The organism is uncultured Bacteroides sp., assembly GCF_905207245.1.
Lineage (GTDB): Bacteria > Bacteroidota > Bacteroidia > Bacteroidales > Bacteroidaceae > Bacteroides.
In genome coordinates this window covers 1-20,643 of record NZ_CAJLKP010000067.1, presented here as the reverse complement: position 1 = coordinate 20,643, position 20,643 = coordinate 1, and the positions used below count along the sequence as shown (strand labels likewise).

The following is a 20,643-nucleotide window of genomic DNA, read 5'->3' as shown; positions in this document are numbered from 1 at the left end:
ACTCTTTAGGATACCAAGCATCATTACAAGGTTATCTTACCGAGTTGTTAAAAGAAAAAAGTTGCATCGGTGCACCCATCTTCTTTTTCTTTAAGTTAGGTACAAATCATCTTACAGATGCTTCTTAATTGGTCAACTTGGATGAGATTGCCAGGATTGTAAAACAATTCAATTTGAGCATCAAGGTTTGTGGTGCTGTGGACAGTTTTACTGGAACATCTGAAATCAATCGTAGTTTAGGAGCCAGCCGTTCCGAATATATCTACTCACAGTTGTTGTATCGAGGCATTGATAAAAAACGAATTTCAGAGGCGAATAAAGGAGGGATTGATGCATATACACGGCATATCTAGAAATACTCTGGAAATATGCTCTTACACTATTTTATGTGTTTGATTAGTATTTGTTTATGGTGGATGCAAACAGGCACTATTCAGACGTGAAAATTGTCTATGAATAAGTTACTTAGATTTATGTAAAAGGAATGAATGGTACAATAGAATATTAAATTGACAGTGGATAATATTATTGTTTTAGCAAAAGCAAGTATCTCATTAAATATGATGCCGGATTCTTTTTTTTAAGAACGAATTCTTATTTTTGTCTCCGTAACAGAAAAATAATGAAATTATGAGATACTTGAATCCAAAGGCCGACCTGACTTTTAAACGCGTGTTCGGCGAGCACCCCGACCTAGTGATGAGTTTCCTGAACGCCCTGCTTCCCTTGCGTTTGGAAGAGAGCATTACCGACATTGAGTACCTTCCCTCGGGGATGGTACCGGAGAATTCCTTGCGGAAAAATAGCATCGTGTACGTTCGCTGTCGGGACAGTAAAGGGCGTTCTTTCATCGTGGAAATGCAAATGATATGGTCTCCCGAATTTAAGCAGTGCGTAATGTTCAACGCTTCCAAGGCGTACGTGCGTCAGATGGACTCCGGCGAGCAATACGACCTGTTGCAACCGGTGTATTCGCTGAATCTTGTCAATGACATTTTCGAGCCGGACATCAAGGAGTATTATCACTACTACCGTTTGGTACACGTGGAGCATACCGAACGCGTGATAAATGGGCTTCACCTGGTGTTTGTGGAGCTGCCCAAGTTTAGGCCTCACACCTATAGCGAAAAGAAAATGCATATTCTCTGGCTGCGCTACCTGACTGAAATCGACGAAAATACCCATGAGGTGCCCGAAGAGCTGCTTGAGAACTCGGAGATCAAAAAGGCTGTAACCGTATTGGAGGAGTCTGCTTTCACGCCGGAACAACTGCTGGGGTACGAAAAGTTCTGGGACATCATCAGCGTGGAGAAAACGCTCATAAGCAGTGCGGAAAGAAAAGGGAAAGAGGAAGGCAGGAAGGAAGGGAAAAAGGAAGGAAGAAAGGAAGGGGAACTGCAAGAAAAGCTTCTCGTCGCTTCCAATGCGAAGAAGCAGGGCTTATCCCTTGATATCATTTCCAGTCTGACCGGTTTATCGGCAGAAGAAATCGAAAGACTCTGATCTTCTGCATAGCAAAATTACATAACTCCTAATAAAAACCGCTCGGAAATGAACCGGATTCACCACGGAGTAACAGCCTGAATGCTACTTCCGAAACTAGAGAAAGATTAATGATGCAGAAAGGGTAACTAACCCGAAATGAGTTAGCTGCCCTTTAAACTTAATAATTGGGGGAATGCTCCCAATTATTAATCTTATGAAATTGAGATGACTGGTTGACTATGCTACCTTTTATGTTTCACTCTTTATTCTTCACCAGTACTTCGATACCTGACGGCCAATCGGCGTTGGCATAAGATACCGCATCGTTTCCGTTGTCCGTAAAGTCATGGGCGATGTCTCCCGTGCCTTCATTAAACTTCCAATAGGCACATAGTCCGGGAGTTTTGGGATCGACATCGTACATGTTCTTGTAGATTTCGTCTTGCGTACGTACCACGTTCCAGATGAGGACTTCGCAGATTTCGTCGTTGAGCATGCGCACAAAAGAGACGGGTTCGATACCGTAGGAATGGTCGATCTCGCAATGGTAACCTTTGTCCGGAGTCTGTTTGCCCAGATTGATGGGTTCGCTGCTGCCGTAGTTCTCTATCGAGCTTTGTAACTTGCCGTCTACATAGATAGCTGCTGTTTTGGCTTCGTTATCGTATGTAACGGCTACGTGATACCACTCACCAGCCTGAAGTGACTTGCCTTCATCGGCAGCGGGAAACTTGTTCTCGTTGGCAGCAAATTGCGGTTGTTAGCGCGGGAAATCGGCATCGCCGATGCGGGAAAGGGAATACTGTTCAATGCCCATGATGGTGGATATGTCCTCCTGCAGGGGCATGATGAACTTGTCAACGTGTATGATGGCTTCGAAGGTGAGCAGCTTCAAGCCATTCACTGCACCGGCGGTAGGGCTTCCGGTATCGAAACCGAACAGGCGGAAGTACTTGTCCGTCAGGCTGACAGCTACGGTGATGGCCCTGGAATGGCGTACGACGTAGCAGATGGTTTTGGAACCGCTGAACATACCCATGTCGCCCGAAACCTGATTGATGGTGACGGGCAATAGGTATCCAGCATCAATGGTGAGGTTGGCTAAGTCGATAGTGACTTCTGGTGAGTTGACTTCCCCTTTGGGGATGGCGACGTACTGGGTGGAGAACTTGTAATACTTGGCATCGGGCATGGTATAGTCGGTGCCGAGGCGGGCATTGTACTGGCTGGTCAATGAAGGGGGCACCTGAAAATTGACTTCGATATCCTGATCGGCAGGATATACCAGTATGGCAGAGATTTGTTACTACCCGTGGTTTTGAGATTATTGAAGGTGAAATTGACTACGTCTTTCACCTTTGTCGCATCGATGTACACGGAATTGTTGAAAGGAGAATACTTGCTGTAATCCTTGTTGTCGCAGGCCGATACCGATAATAGGGGCTGCGATCAGATTTATAAAAGATGAGGGTTAACGAATGCCTTGGTGAATATTTTTGTTTTTCATGATATTTTTGTTCATATGATTTTCGGATTTAATGTATTATTGATAACGTTTTTCTGCATCCCTATGGTGATGTTGCCGCATAATAAATTCGTAGGGAACTAACGAAATAGCTTAGCTACACGAAACAGGCTTTTATGATAAAAACAGATTGAAAAAGCTGGGAGTATCACCCATGAGAGCAATATTCCTGGACATTTTTCATTCACTACTTACGTATGCCTACCGATTAATAGCATTGCAATAAACAGAAGCGTACGTACTACTTTAGTAGTCTTTAAGATATCAGTAAATTCTCTTTACCTGTGGTTGGGCGGTAATATTCTACCATATATATAATACAGACTATCTAACCAATCAAGATATTATGTTACTTTTAGCGAAACGTATAAAAGAATACAGGCTTGCCGCATGGATGAGCCAAAGGGAAATGGCGAAGAAATCCGGCGTAGGTCTTGCCACAATAAGTCATCTTGAACAGGGCGTAAATCTAAATATAACCCTAAATAATTTCATATCATTGTAACGGGTAGTCGGTATGAAGCAACGTGTCGGTGATTGGCTGTCGGAATCGCCTATGCCTCCAATAGTACTGATACAAATAAATAAAATTATTCCCAAGCGAGTAAGGAGGAATGGTGATAGTATAAAATCTTGATGTATTTTTATGGGATCGGAAAGTGGGTACTTTGGTGGGCTATAAGGAGGGATATGAAGAGAAAGTATATTTCTATTTTGACAGTGATTTCGTTAAGGGAGGTTATAACATTGTTCCGTTGCGAGTCCCGATATTCTCACTTAATTTACGCCTCCTGCTTTTCACGAATTTGAAGCTGCTTTACTGTAATTCAGCAAGTATCATTTCGATCTTATCACTCATATCTTCCTTATCTCTAATCGAGAGATAACGTGATAACTTATCCACATGTTTCTTTAATCTGGCCAAGTCCATAGGATTGTATTTCCAAATCTCAATTTTAAATCGACCAGTGTCAGAAACTGTGATATCTTTTAAATCGTCTTTGCATACAGCATAACTGTTTACTTCTATAGGTTCAACTTCACTACCATCAGATATGACAGTTGACAAAGCTTTTGATGGAATAGTATTAGTATAGACAACCTTTTCTACCGGTGTTGTCAGATATATTATGCTGGCTTCCCATAAGTCGCGGCCTTGTTTTGCAAACTGCAATCTCTTCGCTTTGCCTTTCGGACATATTGTCAGGTTCTTACTTTGCAGCCACCGAACGGCTCTGTTGGCTGTAGAGTAGGAGACATTGAAAATATCCATAATTTCATTTATGGTATGGCAAAACATTTCAACTTCAATATTGTATAGAATCAGACATTGTGCGAACGGCGGAATATCTTCTTTGATATCTTTGTTTGGCTTAGGCATCTTTCTCAGGTCGAGCAACAATGACGGAGCAAACATCTGTTTGCCTGTGATGATGAAGTTAATCCGCTGAACAATCAACCGCTGAATATTATAGGATGGGATTTCATCCATCACTACAATACTGGGCATTCCCAATTTGGCAGTAAAGAGCTGCATATGGTTCTGTAACTTTGCTGGAGTTAATGAATCAGTCTCTTTGGGAAAACAAAGCACGACATTAACACCGAAAAGTGTTGTTGCCGTGCATTCGTATTTAGCCATTAAAATAGCTGGAATCTGTTTGCATGATGCCGAAGACAACTTGGAACAGCTGATTTTCTCATTTAGGAACGATGAAATGTATTTTTTGAGGGTCTGTATTTTTGATTGTAACATAACTTCAGTTTTTACTTAAGATTGTTTGCAAAAGTAATGGCAATTTGTTGAAATACAGACAGTGGATTCATCTAATGCTCCTTCTTTAACGATATTTGACTGGTTTAGCTTAACAATTCGCTATTTTAATAACTGAATGGCCTCGTTAACCTGTTGGTTGGTGACTTTCGCGTAAATTTGTGTGCTGGATACTTGCTTGTGAGCCAACAGTTTCGAAATGGTATAGATTTCGACACCTTTTTCCTGAAGCAACATGGCGAATGTGTGCCTGAAACAATGGAAAGTAATATGCTTGGTGATTCCTGCCGAGGCCAGCCATTTTTGTACATGCAGATTCAGTATGCTTATCGTCAAAGATTGAAATACTATCCCTTCTTCTTTTCTTTTACCCAGAACATTCAATGCCGGTTTTGATAAAGGCAATCGGATTAAAACACCTGTCTTACTACACTGTATCTCTATGAATGTATTGTGCGACCTCTTTACAATGTTTTCCCATCGTAAGGCAAGAATGTCACTCCGCCGCAATCCTGTAAAGATGCTGAAAAGGCAAGCTTTAGGCAGTTCCGGATATGGCGAATAAGGTGTCTGGCGTAGAATATTTACTTCATCATTGGATAAATACTCTTTGAGGGTATCATGATTCCACACAATGGGTTTTATTATTTCAGTATAATCATGGCTGATTATTTTGTCTTCATAGGCCAATCTTACCATTTTCAGGAATACATTGAAGTATGCACTTGCAGTATTGTGTGATATCTTTTTTGAGCTGGTCAGGTGCTTGTCTCTAAGGATATACGCCCTGTACTTTTCGCAAAGGCTGACACTAAGGTCTCTGAAAGAGCACTTCCTTTCACAGAACTCTTCAAAATGGAGTCGTGCACAAATATATTTCTGACTGTGATAGTCTCCGTTTTCATGAAAATACTCAAGAAAGTCTCCATCCAGATTGTCTTTTGCCAGAAAACTGAAATCCCGTCGTACCAACTGAATGTAACGTTCGCACTTGATATTTTCTGCTACTTCTTCAACCGTTTGGTTGTATTTCTTTTGGGCAGTATTGGCAGGATTAACATAAAGATCCAAATTCAGAAATTCATATTTGATTTCTTTTCCCCTTACATCTTTGATGGGTGGATTGAACTGAAGATAAATGGACTTTTTCTTGCCGTCTGTCTTTATTTTATAACGTAATGTAACCCTATACATGACTTTCCCTCCATCTGATTTCTTGTTCAACATCCTTCTTGCAATAATAGTCGGTATAGGCTATGCATCTCACCCTAACCAAATGTTTGGCAACAAGTGTCAGCAGTTCCTTGGCATCAATGTTGAGATGAGTTGTAATTTCATCAATAGTTAGCCATTGGGCATACTTGATCCGTTCGATGTCCCAAGCTGTTTTACAATCGATTTCATCAAACCTTCTATTTAGTCCTAAATAGAAGGTTTGGATTTGATAACGTTCAGCGAAATTTAGAATCCAAGAACGGCTCATTCCTGTATAGGCCATCAATCCTTTGAGAGAATACGAACTTCGGCCAATTGGAGAGTGGGGTATTAACGGTAGAGACGAATACCACTTGATGAAATCCTTATTGGTAATCACTAGGTTATTCAAACACCGTTCACTTTTTATCTTGCCTGTTTGAACTAGTTTGTGGATATACTGGCGCGTATATCCTGACAATGTAGCTGCTTCGCTAATACTTAGGAAGCCTCTTGAAACTACATCTTTCCATTCTTCCTCTTTCAACCGGATGAATGGATCATAATAATGCTTTGAAAAATTATAATTCATATTATATATATGGCTACTTTAGTGTAGCTCCTATATAATATAAGGTTGTCAACAACCCCTGATTTGAGTATCAAATAGCAGCAAATCTGTTTCTTATTTGTCTTTGTTTTACAGTGATTATTAGCAAAATATATTGTAAGTTATTGATATATAACGAGTTGAAATTTTGTGCTTATTTCTTTTGATTATTTTGTAACTATCTGATTGTCAGTGTATTATACTAATTATTTGCCGATGCAAAAGTGTTCAAATATATTTCTCAACACCATGTCATTCGTCACCTCTCCCGCAATGTCATTTAAATGAAAAATGCACTCCCTGATGTCCTGAGACACGAAATCCCCGGATAGATTGCTTCTTAACCCCTCTTGTACACGCTTTATCGCTTCCAAAGCATGCGTAAGAGCCTCGTAATGACGAACATTTGTAACGATTACGTCGTTCTGTGTCACCGATGGAAGATTGGCGGCACTTACCAATATTTGTTGTAATTCATCAATGTTTGTCCTCCGTTTGGCAGATAGAGCAATAGATTGCACATTGTCCGGAAAACCGGCAGGGACGACGCTTGAAGCATCGGTCACTAAATCTGCCTTATTGAATACAAGAATCAAGTGTTTCCCTTCGCAACGCGGAAGTATCTGTTTGGACAATTGGTTGATTTGCGAAGCGGCATCCGTTGCATCTACCATCCAGAGCACAATTTCGGCTTGTTCCAACTTCTGGAACGTGCGTTCTATGCCCAGACTTTCAATGGTGTCATTCGTCTCCCGGATGCCCGCCGTGTCAATAAAACGAAACGTGACTCCACCCATGTTTACGGTGTCCTCAATGACATCTCGCGTGGTGCCGTGAATGTCGCTCACAATGGCCTTGTCTTCGTTCAACAATGCATTGAGCAGGGTAGATTTCCCCGCGTTTGTCTCACCGATAATGGCTACGGGAACTCCATTCTTTATTACATTTCCTACGCTGAACGAGTGTACAAGGCGGGAGATGACCGCCTCAATGTTATCCGCCAATTGGCAAAGCTCGGTCCTGTCGGCAAACTCCAACTCTTCATGGTCGCTAAAGTCCAGCTCCAACTCAATAAGCGATGTGAAGTGGAGTAACTGGTTGCGCAGGTCCGCCAACTCTTTGCTGAACCCTCCACGCATCTGGCTCATGGCAAGGCGGTGGGTGGCCACGGACGACGAGGCTATCAGGTCCGCCACGGCCTCCGCCTGACTCAGGTCCATCTTCCCGTTCAGGAAGGCGCGCTGGGTGTATTCGCCCGGCTGGGCCATGCGGCAACCCTGATGGATGAGTAGTTGCATCACCCGTTGCAAGATATAGCTGGAACCGTGGCAGGTGATTTCCGTGCAATCTTCTCCCGTATAAGAGTGCGGGGCGCGAAAGAGGCTGACAAGTACTTCGTCGATAATTTCCCCGCCATCATATATCCGTCCGAAAGTCAGTGTGTAAGGTCTGCTTTCGGTTAGGGTCTTACCCGATTTTGCCGGAGTAAAGATGCGGCTGGTTATGCTGATGGCATCCGGTCCTGAGACACGTATGCTCCCGATTGCTCCCCCTTGAGCCGTGGCTATAGCACAGATAGTATCCTGGTTCATCATATATTTCGTTATTTGGATTGCAAAGATAGACTTTTCGGGTAAAAAAATGAGCACGTTTGTATATAACTTACTCTTTTTTATTACATTTGTTCAATTTTCCGTGGCCTTCATATAATACATATTGTTAGTATGGCGCAAGACAAAATAAAAATGCATGAATCGCTCTCTGCAACCGTTGGAGAGAACGAAAGTTTAGAACAAATAAAAGAGAATTTCCTGAAGGTCAAATCCGTTTTGGCCGCTCATCAGATTGCTCTTTGGGAGATTAACATCGTAACCCTGGAGTGTACTTTCACCGAAGAGTATTTCGCGAGTTTAGGTTTGGACAAGGTGGGCATCCACTTCCGGAATCTGGAAGAGTTTTTCAACTTCGTACATCCCGACGATAAGCATCTGGTGTCATTGGACGGCTTTCAACAGAAGCTGGACGGCTTTGAAGAAGCAACCCTCCTGCGCATCAGGTGCGTAGGCGCGCACGGTGAAATAGTCTGGCTGGAGGACCGCCTCTTATCCGTGGAGAAGGACGGAGACGGAAAGCCGGACCGCTTGTTGTGCTATACCGTAAACGTCACCGAACAATGCGAGAGGGAGGCCCACATCTTGCGCATAGAAGAGCGGAACCGGAAGATTATTGAGGCATTGCCCGAATTCATATTTATCCTTGACGATAATTTCTTCATAACCGATGTACTGATGTCTTCCGATACGGTTTTGCTTCATCCGGTGGACCAGTTGAAGGGAGCCGACGGGCGTTCCATCTACTCTCCCGAAGTCAGCGATTTGTTTTTGCGCAACATCCACCAATGCCTTGAAGACGGCCAGTTGAAGGAAATAGAGTATCCGCTGGACGTGGATAATTGCGAAAGGCATTACTTCCAGGCACGTATATCCCCGTTTGAAGGCAACAAGGTGATGGCTCTGATACACGACATCGGCGACCGGGTTCAGCGTTCCAATGAATTGATTGAAGCGAAGCAACGGGCGGAAGAGGCCGACCGGATGAAGTCGGTGTTCCTGGCAAACATGAGCCACGAAATCCGTACCCCGTTGAATGCCATTGTTGGTTTTTCGGAAATCATTGCTCTGACGGAAGATGAAAAGGAGAAAGCGGAGTATCTGAATATCATTCAGAAGAATAGCAACCTGTTGTTGCAACTCATCAACGACATCCTCGACCTCTCTCGCATCGAGTCCGGAAAGTCGGAAATGAACATCCAGTTGACCGAGATGGCGGGGCTGATTGACGAGGTGGAGAAGGTGCACCGCTTGAAGATGAAAACGGGTATCCGCTTTGAGGTGGTGCGTCCGGATGAGGAAGTCTGGATTATGGTGGACCGGAACAGGATTACGCAAGTGTTGTTTAATTTCCTTTCCAATGCCATTAAAAACACGTGCGAGGGGGGCATTACGTTGGGCTTGGCGACGGAAGGGGAGTGGTTGAAGGTGTATGTGACCGACACTGGGTGCGGAATACCCCGTGAGAAATTGCCTTTGATTTTTAACCGTTTTGAGAAGTTGAATGATTTTGTTCAGGGAACGGGATTGGGACTTCCCATTTGCCAGAGCATCGTTGAAAGGTTGGGCGGAAAGATTTCCGTAGAGTCTGAGGTGGGAGTGGGTAGCACGTTTGTGATGACACTTCCTTATCAGCAATCCCTATTCGCCTCGGATGCCGGAGCCGTTGGGGCTAACGTGGCCGACATGGGACATAGAGTGGATGGCAGGAAGAAAATCCTGATAGCTGAGGATACGGAGTCGAACTTCATGCAGATAAATATCTTGTTGAAAAAAGATTATACCATTTCGTGGGTTACAAATGGGGAGGAAGCCGTCAATAGTTTCTTACGCGAACGTCCCGACCTGATATTGATGGATATCCGAATGCCGGTGATGAACGGTATTCAGGCCACGGAGAAGATACGTGCCATTACGCTCGATTTGCCAATTGTGGCCGTGACGGCTAATGCGTTCCTGATTGAGCAACAACAGGCGTTGGCCGCCGGATGCAATGATATTATTGCGAAACCTTATACTTACGAGAAGTTGAAGGAAACTATCATCAAATATATTTAGTTGACGAGGGAACGAGTTGACAAGGGAACAAGGAGTTGACGAGGGAGGGGGCTACCACGCCGAAAGGCCTTGTCCCCCTTGTCAACTCGTTCCCTTCTCCCCTTGTCCCTTGAATTTCGTTATGTGGGTCAGATTCTATCCAGTACCGTTTTTATAAGTACATCAATGGTATTCTTATAACCTGTATTAGCCTCTTTTATCAAGCGGTTGGCAATCACCATGCATACCGTGGTCGCTTTGTGTCCCATCAGGCGACTCAAACCCGCCAGTGCGGAGCTTTCCATCTCGAAATTGGTGATACGATAACCGTTATACTCGAAGTTCTCGATTTTCTCATTCTGTTTCGGGTCGGCCAGCGGAATGCGCAACTCGCGCCCTTGCGGACCAAAGAAACCACCGGCGGCAATCGTTACACCACGTACCATATCGTCTCCCGCAATGCGCTCTATCAGTTCGGCATTGGCGTCAATCACGTAAGGAGCGGGGGCACACATGTTTCCCGACCATCCCATGTGGTTGAGGAAGGCGCGTTCAAATTGCAGGTCGCACACTTCATTGCGACCCGAATAGAAGTTCAGCAAGCCATCAAAACCGATGGACTTTTGCGAGCAGATAAATGTACCTACAGGGGTATTGGGTTGAAGACCGCCACAAGTGCCGATGCGCACCAATTCCAGTTGACGGAGTTGGGGCTTCTCTTCGCGCGTATTGAAATCAATGTTTGCCAGGGCGTCCAACTCATTCATCACGATGTCGATATTATCGCAACCGATGCCCGTGGAAACCACCGTGATTCGCTTGCCTTTATAGGTACCGGTAATGGTTTTGAACTCGCGGCTTTCCACTTCACACTCTTTGTTCTCAAGGTGCGAACCTACTAATGCCACCCGTCCAGGGTCGCCCACCAAGATTACTTTGTCTGCCAGCCATTCCGGCTTTACGTGTAGGTGGAATACGGAACCATCATCATTGATGATGAGTTCGGAAGATGCAAAATACTTTTTCATATGCTGGATTGTATTGGTTAATATATTCATAAAATAGAAAACGCCGGAACGGGGTTACTGTTCACCGGTTCCGACGTTTTCGGGGATAATATTTTTACCGGATTATTTACTCAATGGCTGGTTTGAGTTATTACCTGTAGGTTTGGCTATGTTTTCGCGCATGGAAGTATCGGCTTCGATGTTCTTCATCCGATAATAATCCATGATACCCAAATTACCGCTACGGAATGCTTCTGCCATAGCCTTAGGCACTTCTGCTTCTGCCTCAATCACCTTTGCACGGGCTTCCTGAGCTTTCGCCTTCATTTCCTGCTCGCTGGCCACGGCCATTGCGCGACGTTCCTCGGCCTTGGCTTGGGCAATGTTCTTATCCGCATTTGCCTGGTCAATCTGCAATGCCGCACCGATGTTCTTACCTATGTCGATATCAGCAATATCAATGGACAAGATTTCGAATGCCGTACCGGCATCCAACCCTTTGCGGAGCACCAATTTAGAGATTGAATCCGGATTTTCCAATACCGACTTATGATTCTCGGACGAACCGATGGAAGATACGATACCTTCGCCCACACGTGCCAGAATAGTGTCTTCACCGGCACCACCCACCAATTGGCGGATATTGGCGCGCACCGTCACACGAGCCTTTGCTATCAACTGGATACCATCCTTAGCCACGGCCGTCACGGGAGGAGTGTCAATCACCTTCGGGTTTACCGACATCTGAACCGCTTCGAACACGTCACGTCCGGCAAGGTCGATGGCGGTGGCCATCTGGAAGGACAATTCGATGTTCGCTTTGGAAGCGGACACCAATGCATGAACCACTCTTTCCACGTGTCCGCCGGCAAGGTAGTGAGCCTCCAGCTCGTCGCGGGTGATGTTGCTCAGTCCGGCTTTGTGCGCTTCAATCATGCCCGGCACGATGATGTAGGGGGGCACGTTACGGATACGCATTAGAAACAATTGCACCAATGAAATCCTGACTCCCGAAACTTTGGCGGACAACCATAGGAAGAAAGGAACATAGTGGAAAAATAGTACGATGAAGATAATGCCTCCTATCACAAGAAAGGCAGTTAAGTACATAGAGTCTACGTTCATGATTTATACGATATTAAGTGTGAATACTAATCTTTTATCTTTTCCACCATGATAACGCCGTCTGTAATACGGCTTACGATGATAGGGGTCTTCTCATTCAGGAAGCCATCCATCGACTTCACTTCCACAATGTTACCGTCAAATTCAGCGTTTCCAATCAAAGCCAGACGTGTGAAAGCTACTCCCGTGTCACCGACTTTCACTTGGTCTTCGGCCGTACGGTCTACTTTGGATGTGATATTCTTCTTCAACGCAATCTTGTCCAGCGTTTTGGAGCGCATGAACAGGACCAGCGAACCTATGCAGGCTATTGCTGATATGCCGAGCGTGATGAGCCCGCCTGTGGTGCCCAGATAGGTGAAAGCGTAGTAGTTGGCAAAGATGATGCAACCACCTGCCAGGAATCCGGCTACGCTGATGCCCGGGATGACGAACAGTTCTACCAGGAACAGGATGACCGCCGCAATGATGAGTACGATGATGATGAGTATGTCCATAATTATTAGGGTTTTAAAGTTTGTTTTTCGGTGTTGCGCACTTTGATGGCGGCGCGTTCCACTTCGTCCGACAATTGCCAGATTCGCTTTTCCAGGTCGAGTATGGCGGGTGCCAGCTTGGCTTTATCATTATCACTGGCACGGGAGTACAACGCGCGTTGCTCTTCCAGCTTATTCAATTGTTGTTTGAAATCCTTTTCCTGTTGGCGATATTGGTTGAACAACTCCTTGGCCTGGGGAGATTTGAAATCGCTCGATTGATGATACGTAGTGTGGTCGTCAATGATGAACTCAAATTCGTGCATGGGCTTGGACTGGGGTTTTTCGTTCATTGCGGCTTGTAAACGTTGCTTGGCGTCGGATACGGCATCCGGGTCTGTCCATGTATCTCTCAACGAATGGATGCGGGCAAGGCTGATGGCTTTTTTCTTGTCCATCGCTTCATAATTGTACACTCGCTTGGAAGAGTTGGGAATGAATACATAGATGCACACTTTGTCTTCCGGCTGGTAGCGGTCGGAAGCAAACCATCCGAGGTTATTGAATTCGTCGATAACGAACATATAGTCGTTGTAGGGTGAATTGAACGGCATACCTACGTTTTCCGGTGTCAGATAGGTGTTGGTATTTGTATTGTAGCGGGTGACGAATATGTCGTATCCTCCGATTGAGTTTTCGCCATCGGCGGCGTAATAGATGGTCACGCCGTCGGTCAATACATAAGGATAGTTGGCATTAATGGAGTCGTTGATGCTACCGGGCAATAGGTTGCCTTTTCCCCATTCGCCCTGCATCTTGTTGCGGGCCAGGATACTGAGTTTGCCGTCGGGCTGGCGTTCACCATAATAAATCTTGTTGCTGAGTTCCGTCTCGTATACGGTGGCTTCTACTTCTTCCTTGTTTTGGAAGAAATCGTTGTACGTGAATAGTTTGCCGGATTCAGGGCTGATTTTATAAACTTCCAGAAAACGGTCTTTATCTACTACGACACTATCGATGATGCAAACTTCTTCAATGCCTTTCAACATACGGAAATTGGTCTTGCTCTTTTCCAGAAGTTTTTCGGCTTCTTCGGTTGGTCTTTTCCTTTTGCTGAGGTCGCTGATGTAATCTTCATAGCACTTGATGGCTTCTTCAAAACGGTATAAATCATTATAAGTCCGTGCCAGATATAACTGGCCGCTGGGTACGCGTCTTTTGACGGCGGTTTCCAGATATTTCACGGCTACGTCCGGTTCTCCTGTTTCCAGGCAACACACACCATACCATAAGTTGTAGTTTCCGTTGTTCGGTTGTGTCTTGATGTATTTCTGGAAAATGGGTTTGGCTTGCTCATATTGCCCTTTGTTGTAGAAAGCCTTTGCTTGCTCCAACGTCTGTGCAGACGCACCGGCTAATACAAAACAAAAAAGGAGGGGTAAAATATATCTCTTTTTCATGCTACTTATCCAACTTACAAATTCGAATGTTCAAAAATACAAATTAATCGGGAATAATGCTGAATTCCGTTATTCTATTATGTTAATTCTTCTTTAAATCATTCTTTTCTCTTACTTTTGCAACCGGAAAGCAAAGAGCTACAAGCTACATGAGCTACGAGCTACAAGTAGCTGCGCTACATCCGCATGGCACTTGTAACTCGTAGCTTGTAACTCGTAGCTTATAATCATCATGGCGCAATTTACCGAAGAAGAGAAAATCATCCGCCGCATTGATAAGCGGTTCAGTAAGGGATTGGTGGAGTATGGTCTGATAGAGGACGGGGATAAAATTCTCATCGGACTTTCAGGCGGCAAAGATTCTTTGGCGTTGGTGGAGTTGTTGGCAAAACGCGCCTGCATCTTTAAGCCTAAGTTTTCGGTGGTTGCCGTCCACGTGGTTATGAAGAATATTCCCTATCAGAGTGACTGGACGTATCTTCGTGAGTATGTAGAATCGTGGGGGATACCTTTCGTGTTGTATGAGACGGAGTTCGATGCAAGTACGGATACCCGCAAATCTCCTTGTTTCCTTTGTTCATGGAATCGGCGGAAGGCGTTGTTTACGGTTGCCAAGGAGCAAGGTTGCAATAAAATAGCGTTGGGACACCACATGGATGACATTCTGGAAACTTTGTTGATGAATATCACTTTTCAGGGAGCATTCAGTTCTATGCCACCCCGTTTGGTAATGAAGAAGTTCGACATGACGATTATCCGTCCGATGTGTCTGGTGCATGAGGCCGATTTATTGGAGTTGGCGCAAATCAGGGGCTATCGCAAACAGGTGAAGAATTGCCCTTATGAGGCGCAATCGCACCGTAGTAGCATGAAGGGGATTTTGCATCAGTTGGAAGAGATGAACCCGGAAGCGCGTTATAGTCTTTGGGGGAGTATGACCAACATCCAGGAGGAACTTCTGCCTAAGAAAGCTAATAATTTAGACTAATATTCATCCTTAAAATATCCATCATTGAAATGAAAGGTCTTTATACTATTTTACTTTTAATAGTCTCTAATATCTTTATGACTTTTGCATGGTATGGCCATCTGAAGTTGCAAGATATGAAAGTGATTACGAACTGGCCGCTTTATGCCATCATTTTATTTTCGTGGAGTATCGCTCTTGCGGAGTATAATAAAATAGAAAAACCCAACTGGGAATTTAACACTTTACGTTGATATATATAATAATGTATAGTAGAATTAGAATAATATGAAAGCTCTCTACACAATTTTATTGCTTATAGTATCGAATGTCTTCATGACTTTTGCTTGGTATGGTCATTTAAAGATGAAACAGGAATATTCTTGGTTTGCTACTCTTCCATTGATAGGGGTAATAGCCTTTAGTTGGTCAATTGCTTTTCTTGAGTATTCTTGTCAAATTCCAGCGAATCGCATTGGATATATTGGTAATGGAGGACCATTTTCCTTGATGCAGTTGAAGGTTCTTCAAGAAGTAATAACTCTTATTATATTCACAGTTTTTACAACTGTATTCTTTAAAGGTGAAGCTTTGCACTGGAATCATGTAGCTGCCTTTGTTTGCTTAATATTGGCTGTCTATTTTGTATTTATGAAATAGTTATAGAAGAGAGTAGCATAAGAGTTTCCTCAAATGCTGCTCCATTCGTGTTGTTTACTTGATTGTTATTTGGTGAAACGATATTTCACTCCATCTTCTGCTGTCATGTTAAGCGTATTTGAAGATATAGAATAAGTCCAAGTTTCAGGGTCTCCATCTTCATAATCAATTATTACTTTATTGGAATTGGTTGTGTAATTGAATGAATCTTCATCCCATTGCCCTGTTCCATTGTTATTAAAGATGAGTGTCTCTTCAAAGTTGTAACCAACTTCTCCACCTGTCCATGTGCCAACAATGGGAGAGTTAGGTTCATCTTCATCATCGCTACACGCTGTAAAGTTTACAGCCAACATGACCATAAGTAAGGTCATTCCTAAGAATCTTAAAGTTTTCATTTTTGATAAGTTTTAGATGTTGTGTATTCAATTCCATTATATGTATAAGTCCACTTGACCGTTGGAGAGTAAATGGCAGGTAAACCTGTCGCTCCCTCCAAATGGCTTTGCTGAGGATTTATCACTTGATTGTCGTAATGCTTTTCAAATATGGTTCTCTCTCCACTGAAGATTTCTATCTTAGTCAGTACGATTGGATATGCACTATTGTTGGTGATTGTACAGTCAAGCATTCCCCAGAATTGTCCCATTGAATTACTGCCGTTAGCGACTACTTTTGTCTCAATATAAGCACTGATTTCCTGCTTCATCACCACTGTGATAGTAGCAGATGCAGTAAAATTACCTTCCTCTGTGGTTGCAGTGATTACGGCTTCTCCTATTGACTTGGCTGTTACCAATCCTTTCTGATTAACCGTAGCCACTTCCTCATTAGAACTGCTCCATATTATATTTGTATTGGTTGCATTGGCTGGCTCAATGATAGCTATCAGTTGGAACGTATCAATAATATCCAACTCCTTAGAAGTTTCATTCAATGTAATGCCTGTGACGTTATTGATGATTTTACCACTATCTATATTGATTTTAAATGTAAAGTCCTTCTTAGTGCCATCATAGAATGTGACTTCACATTTATATTCCCAAATGTTAGTGGTGCTGCCAAGAAATGTATAGCTTTTCTTTACATTAGAAGGTACATCAAATGGGGTAACAATATTAGTCCCCCACATTGATTTCCCTTCTTTGAAGTTGTACTTACTAATGAAACCATCACTAAGTTTAATCCCTTCTTCGTAAGAGATTAATGAAATGTCAGCAGGATTTCCATTCTCATCAAATGATGGTTTGGATTTAGCAGTATAGATAGTATCTCCTTCATGTGAGTAGCAACAGTCAGCTACAAAAACAGATTCCTTGTACCAGCTATAGGCAATTCCATTTTTAGTGTTGTCATATTGCAACTGAGTTCGTTTAGTCTTATGGTTACTTGTGAAGATAGTCTGAAATCTACCTCCAATATTGAATGTTACAATATTGCCTGTACTCGTTTCTTTATGAACTAAAGGGTGAACATATTTGACATATAAGGTCTCATATTCTCCATATCCTTTATATAGCTGCTGAATGGTATCTGTCTTCTCTCTATCAGTCCATTCAATATTGAGTTGTTTGTTGGCTACATCGTATTCACTAAACCACAGACGTTGATTCTTCAATCCTGCAAAGAGAATGGATGATTCTCCCTCTTGATAATATCTACAGGTTATATTGGAGTAATCACCAATATATTCAGCAAAGGCTTTATCCATTTTCTCAAAGATGCTGGGTTCTGTTGGAAGTGTTGTCATGGGTTCACTATCCAACCCATCATCCCCACAGGAACTGAATCCCATGCTTAATGCAACCAATAGTGAGGCTGCTAATAATTTAATTGTTCTCATGCTATCTAAATCTTTAGTTAATTAATCAGTACAAAACAATGAAGGCGTGGAAACTATTGAATATTATCTTATTGAGGTTCTGGACGACCCACTACTAAATAATAAACAATAGCCCACGCCAGACTGTTATATAAACTACTATGCAGTAGATATATAGCACTGACGTGAGCGTTCTTGTCATTATCCTTAGTAGTTGAAATTGTCCAGATTCCAATAAGGGATAATATGTCAAACGCTCATCGTTAACTAAATATGTCCTCCTACAGTGACCTAACGTTTTAGGTGTGAGGGATTACGGTACAAAGTTACTAAAAGCATTTGGATTAACAAGAACTTTGTTTATTAAATGGTAAGTCCAGCTCTAATAATCAATCGTTTGACTTGGGTCATCTGGAATTTACAGCCTTTAGAGGTGACAAAGCCTTGTTCATTTAGTAGGTCTGTCATTTCAGACAATGATTTACCCTGCATAGTCAATGACCGCAACAATGCTATTGCTCTCATGTTATTAGGGTTGTTATCAGCCTTAGCCTTATTGGTACGGGAACTATTGGCTATAGCTTCTTGATGTTTACGCATTAGATTCTCAGACTTCCCTAACTTAATGCCTCTTGCTTTCTTAGCTTGCAATGATTGCTTGGTTCTCTGACTGATTAGTCCTGCTTCATATTCAGCTATGCTACTTATGATATGTAAGATTAATCTGTTAGCCTGTGGAAAGTCACAGAAGACAATCTCAACATCACTCTCCAACAACTTGGAAGTAAACGCTACATTTCTTGATAGTCTATCCAATTTAGCGACAATCAGAATAGAGTTCGTTTTCCTACACATCGCCAAAGCTGCAAGAAGTTGAGGTCTGTTAGACTTCTTCCCACTCTCCGTTTCAATGTATTCAGCAAGTATGGGCTTGTTCTTTACATGGTTGTGTATAATCTGCCGTTGTGCTTCTACACCAAGACCAGAGATTTGCTGCTTCATGGTGGATTGCCTAAGATACGCTATGTATGACTTCATAATTTACTTTTATTAATAGTTAGTTACAAATGCTGAACGAACATTCAGCTTATGTAAGTAAGGACATCCAATGTTAAATTGAATGCCCTTCACCTTATTATATATAGGAATATCCTACAACAGTCCTTCATCAGAGAAGCTGTAATATTCTTCCTCTGATAAAATAATGTGGTCAGAGACCTGTATATTCATCAGTTTAGCAGCTTTTATAGTCTGGGTGGTTAACTCTTCATCTTCTTTGCTGGGTTTAAGATTACCACTTGGATGGTTATGTGCTAAAATGATTGAGGATGCGTTACAGAGGATAGCTATTTGTAGGATAACTCTTACATCAACAATAGTACTACTTATTCCACCTTCTGAAATCTGGGTGTACCCCAACACATCCCTTCCCTTATTAAGCAGTAAGATTTTAAAGTATTCCTTATGCTCCATTGTTCCATCGCGATAGGTTGCCTTTAGCACTTTATAGGCATCTTTAGAACAACGGACTTTCATTCGTTCTGAATGCTTAATGGTAGATTTGTAGGATAGTTCTACTTCTCCTACTTTATAATCTATGTTCATAATATATGATATTTAATAGGTTAGTAAATATAAAGAAAGGACAACTAACTTAATAGCTGCCCTTTCTTCTCTCAATCAACAATCCACTTAGCCCAAGAACCAAGCGTATTCACTATCTCCTAATTTGGCACGTTGAATGCCTTGTACAAACTCTGTACAGTTAAGATTCCTCTCCAAGAAGTTATCTATGTAACTTGACTTTACAGAACCATTGAGCAGGTTTAAGAGTTGCCAGCCTGTAATGCTGTCCCCTGTACTCTTGAAGTTTACATCAGAAACGAATGCTCTGCAAGCTGCATTAATCTGACTGTCTCCTAACAATAGACGAGGTAGGCGTTTCTGTTGGTTGGGTGTAAGAGCTTGATATAATCTCATCCTGCCTATTATCTGACAAAACTCGCTTGTTGAGATTGACATCTGCCCAAGTGTCCTTAACAGATGCAGGTCTTTGGATGGGTTGTAGGCATGGAACAGATTCAATGCTGCTGCATATAGTTCCTGTACGCTTAGGACTTCTATCTTATCCTGCAAGCCGTCAGTAGTAAGCATTAAATTCGAGCACACTCTATTACGAAATCCTATGAAGATTTTAAATCTCTCAACAGACTTCTTACTGTACAGGTTAATCTCGTTATATGCTCTCACTCCACCAATGGATAACGCTAAACGATTACCGTATTCATCATGTACAATGGATGGGATTTCAAAGCAGAAACACATTCTCTGATAGAACAAAGTCTTCTCTTCGTCTGTCAGTTCAGATGCTTTCTTGCCTAATGCACTTGGGATTCTGCCATTGATAGGGTGTGAGATTCTAATCTCTGGCATATCAAACTGTTCTCCATGAAAGTAATCCTTAGCTGCATCCACTATTGCACCTATAAAGGATTGGTGACTAATGGTTTCTTCCATTGATGCAAAACTTGGAATGATGCAGCCTTGTTGTAGATGCTGCAAGGTTACTTCCTGTGTATTGGCTTCAATGAAATGATTTACTCTCTTGGGTGCTGCAACTTCTTCCACAATGATTGCTTCTTCTGCAAACTCACCCATGTTTAATGATTCTCTACGCTGTGCCATAGCTGGCATAATTACTAAATCTCTCATAATGAAATTGAATTAAATGGTTATTGATTGAATGGATTTAATAGGAACAAGCCTAAAACGCAAATGAATTTCTTCGCTTACATCTTAGGCTGTCCTATGTCTTTCCCTAAAGATTCTTTCAAAGGAAATGAGGAGCATTAGTAAATTATTGGTAAGCAGTGGCAATAGTGCATCGTGCC

At 42.7% G+C, this 20,643-nt stretch carries 20 protein-coding genes and 2 pseudogenes; 7 read left to right on the top strand and 15 right to left on the bottom strand.

From position 1 onward, the window contains the following. Positions 1-173: 173 nt before the first annotated feature. Together QZ135_RS18045 and QZ135_RS18040 are read left to right on the top strand one after the other, a co-directional pair. On the top strand, positions 174-353 hold the full coding sequence (locus QZ135_RS18045; protein ID WP_294612436.1) for a hypothetical protein: 180 nt from the start codon (positions 174-176) through the stop codon (positions 351-353). Between the two features lie 277 nt (positions 354-630). Then, positions 631-1,503: an Rpn family recombination-promoting nuclease/putative transposase gene (locus QZ135_RS18040; protein ID WP_294612433.1), complete on the top strand. Its 873-nt coding sequence runs from the start codon at positions 631-633 to the stop codon at positions 1,501-1,503. Positions 1,504-1,741: 238 nt separating this feature from the next. On the opposite strand, the pseudogene QZ135_RS24955 reads toward QZ135_RS18040, so the two are convergent. Both QZ135_RS24955 and QZ135_RS24950 read right to left on the bottom strand, forming a co-directional pair. Further along, positions 1,742-2,176 (bottom strand): annotated as a pseudogene (locus tag QZ135_RS24955) (LamG-like jellyroll fold domain-containing protein); the annotation flags it as partial. A gap of 69 nt (positions 2,177-2,245) precedes the next feature. Then, positions 2,246-2,731 (bottom strand): DUF1735 domain-containing protein, encoded by a 486-nt coding sequence (locus QZ135_RS24950; protein ID WP_365979111.1) that lies wholly within the window; start codon positions 2,729-2,731, stop codon positions 2,246-2,248. A 625-nt stretch (positions 2,732-3,356) separates the two neighbouring features. On the opposite strand from QZ135_RS24950, the gene QZ135_RS18030 reads away from it, so the two are divergent. Further along, positions 3,357-3,515 (top strand): helix-turn-helix transcriptional regulator, encoded by a 159-nt coding sequence (locus QZ135_RS18030; RefSeq protein WP_294612430.1) that lies wholly within the window; start codon positions 3,357-3,359, stop codon positions 3,513-3,515. 312 nt (positions 3,516-3,827) lie between these two features. Here the strand turns inward: QZ135_RS18030 and QZ135_RS18025 are convergent, their stop codons facing one another. The 4 genes from QZ135_RS18025 to mnmE all read right to left on the bottom strand — a co-directional run bounded on the left by QZ135_RS18025 (position 3,828) and on the right by mnmE (position 8,180). Next, on the bottom strand, positions 3,828-4,766 hold the full coding sequence (locus tag QZ135_RS18025; protein WP_294612427.1) for a hypothetical protein: 939 nt from the start codon (positions 4,764-4,766) through the stop codon (positions 3,828-3,830). Between the two features lie 120 nt (positions 4,767-4,886). Then, entirely contained in the window at positions 4,887-6,011 is a 1,125-nt protein-coding gene (locus QZ135_RS18020; RefSeq protein ID WP_239170858.1) for a site-specific integrase, read from the bottom strand. Further along, positions 5,971-6,570 carry a hypothetical protein gene (locus tag QZ135_RS18015; protein WP_294612420.1) on the bottom strand — a complete coding sequence of 200 codons (600 nt, stop codon included), beginning with the start codon at positions 6,568-6,570 and terminating at the stop codon, positions 5,971-5,973. Before QZ135_RS18015 ends, QZ135_RS18020 begins: the two co-directional genes overlap by 41 nt. Before the next feature lie 224 nt (positions 6,571-6,794). Further along, a complete protein-coding gene (mnmE, locus tag QZ135_RS18010; RefSeq protein ID WP_294612468.1) occupies positions 6,795-8,180 on the bottom strand; it encodes a tRNA uridine-5-carboxymethylaminomethyl(34) synthesis GTPase MnmE in 1,386 nt (461 codons plus the stop codon). Positions 8,181-8,312: 132 nt separating this feature from the next. Between mnmE and QZ135_RS18005 the strand changes: the two genes are divergently transcribed. Then, positions 8,313-10,256: an ATP-binding protein gene (locus QZ135_RS18005; RefSeq protein ID WP_294612416.1), complete on the top strand. Its 1,944-nt coding sequence runs from the start codon at positions 8,313-8,315 to the stop codon at positions 10,254-10,256. Between the two features lie 128 nt (positions 10,257-10,384). Here the strand turns inward: QZ135_RS18005 and QZ135_RS18000 are convergent, their stop codons facing one another. From QZ135_RS18000 to QZ135_RS17985, 4 genes are all read right to left on the bottom strand, one after another. Then, complete coding sequence (locus QZ135_RS18000) at positions 10,385-11,263, bottom strand: nucleoside phosphorylase (RefSeq protein ID WP_294612412.1); 879 nt, start codon at positions 11,261-11,263, stop codon at positions 10,385-10,387. A 102-nt stretch (positions 11,264-11,365) separates the two neighbouring features. Continuing rightward, positions 11,366-12,367 carry a flotillin-like protein FloA gene (floA, locus tag QZ135_RS17995; RefSeq protein WP_073315059.1) on the bottom strand — a complete coding sequence of 334 codons (1,002 nt, stop codon included), beginning with the start codon at positions 12,365-12,367 and terminating at the stop codon, positions 11,366-11,368. A gap of 26 nt (positions 12,368-12,393) precedes the next feature. Beyond that, entirely contained in the window at positions 12,394-12,864 is a 471-nt protein-coding gene (locus QZ135_RS17990) for an NfeD family protein (RefSeq protein WP_294612408.1), read from the bottom strand. 5 nt (positions 12,865-12,869) lie between these two features. Continuing rightward, positions 12,870-14,303 (bottom strand): tetratricopeptide repeat protein, encoded by a 1,434-nt coding sequence (locus QZ135_RS17985; protein WP_294612405.1) that lies wholly within the window; start codon positions 14,301-14,303, stop codon positions 12,870-12,872. Between the two features lie 232 nt (positions 14,304-14,535). On the opposite strand from QZ135_RS17985, the gene QZ135_RS17980 reads away from it, so the two are divergent. The 3 genes and pseudogenes from QZ135_RS17980 (at position 14,536) to QZ135_RS17970 (ending at position 15,930) form a co-directional block, all read left to right on the top strand. Beyond that, a complete protein-coding gene (locus QZ135_RS17980) occupies positions 14,536-15,291 on the top strand; it encodes an ATP-binding protein (protein ID WP_294612402.1) in 756 nt (251 codons plus the stop codon). Positions 15,292-15,320: 29 nt separating this feature from the next. After that, positions 15,321-15,479 (top strand): annotated as a pseudogene (locus tag QZ135_RS17975) (DMT family protein); the annotation flags it as partial. Positions 15,480-15,558: 79 nt separating this feature from the next. Further along, a complete protein-coding gene (locus QZ135_RS17970) occupies positions 15,559-15,930 on the top strand; it encodes a DMT family protein (protein ID WP_005924473.1) in 372 nt (123 codons plus the stop codon). A 65-nt stretch (positions 15,931-15,995) separates the two neighbouring features. On the opposite strand, the gene QZ135_RS17965 is transcribed toward QZ135_RS17970, so the two are convergent. From QZ135_RS17965 to QZ135_RS17945, 5 genes are all read right to left on the bottom strand, one after another. Beyond that, entirely contained in the window at positions 15,996-16,304 is a 309-nt protein-coding gene (locus tag QZ135_RS17965; protein WP_294612392.1) for a DUF5640 domain-containing protein, read from the bottom strand. Positions 16,305-16,324: 20 nt separating this feature from the next. Beyond that, positions 16,325-17,725 (bottom strand): Ig-like domain-containing protein, encoded by a 1,401-nt coding sequence (locus QZ135_RS17960; protein WP_294612389.1) that lies wholly within the window; start codon positions 17,723-17,725, stop codon positions 16,325-16,327. A gap of 390 nt (positions 17,726-18,115) precedes the next feature. Continuing rightward, on the bottom strand, positions 18,116-18,790 hold the full coding sequence (locus QZ135_RS17955) for a recombinase family protein (RefSeq protein WP_262762032.1): 675 nt from the start codon (positions 18,788-18,790) through the stop codon (positions 18,116-18,118). Between the two features lie 114 nt (positions 18,791-18,904). Beyond that, on the bottom strand, positions 18,905-19,357 hold the full coding sequence (locus QZ135_RS17950; protein WP_057329553.1) for a JAB domain-containing protein: 453 nt from the start codon (positions 19,355-19,357) through the stop codon (positions 18,905-18,907). A gap of 87 nt (positions 19,358-19,444) precedes the next feature. Next, positions 19,445-20,464 carry a DUF3871 family protein gene (locus QZ135_RS17945; RefSeq protein WP_294612379.1) on the bottom strand — a complete coding sequence of 340 codons (1,020 nt, stop codon included), beginning with the start codon at positions 20,462-20,464 and terminating at the stop codon, positions 19,445-19,447. Positions 20,465-20,643 lie beyond the last annotated feature (179 nt).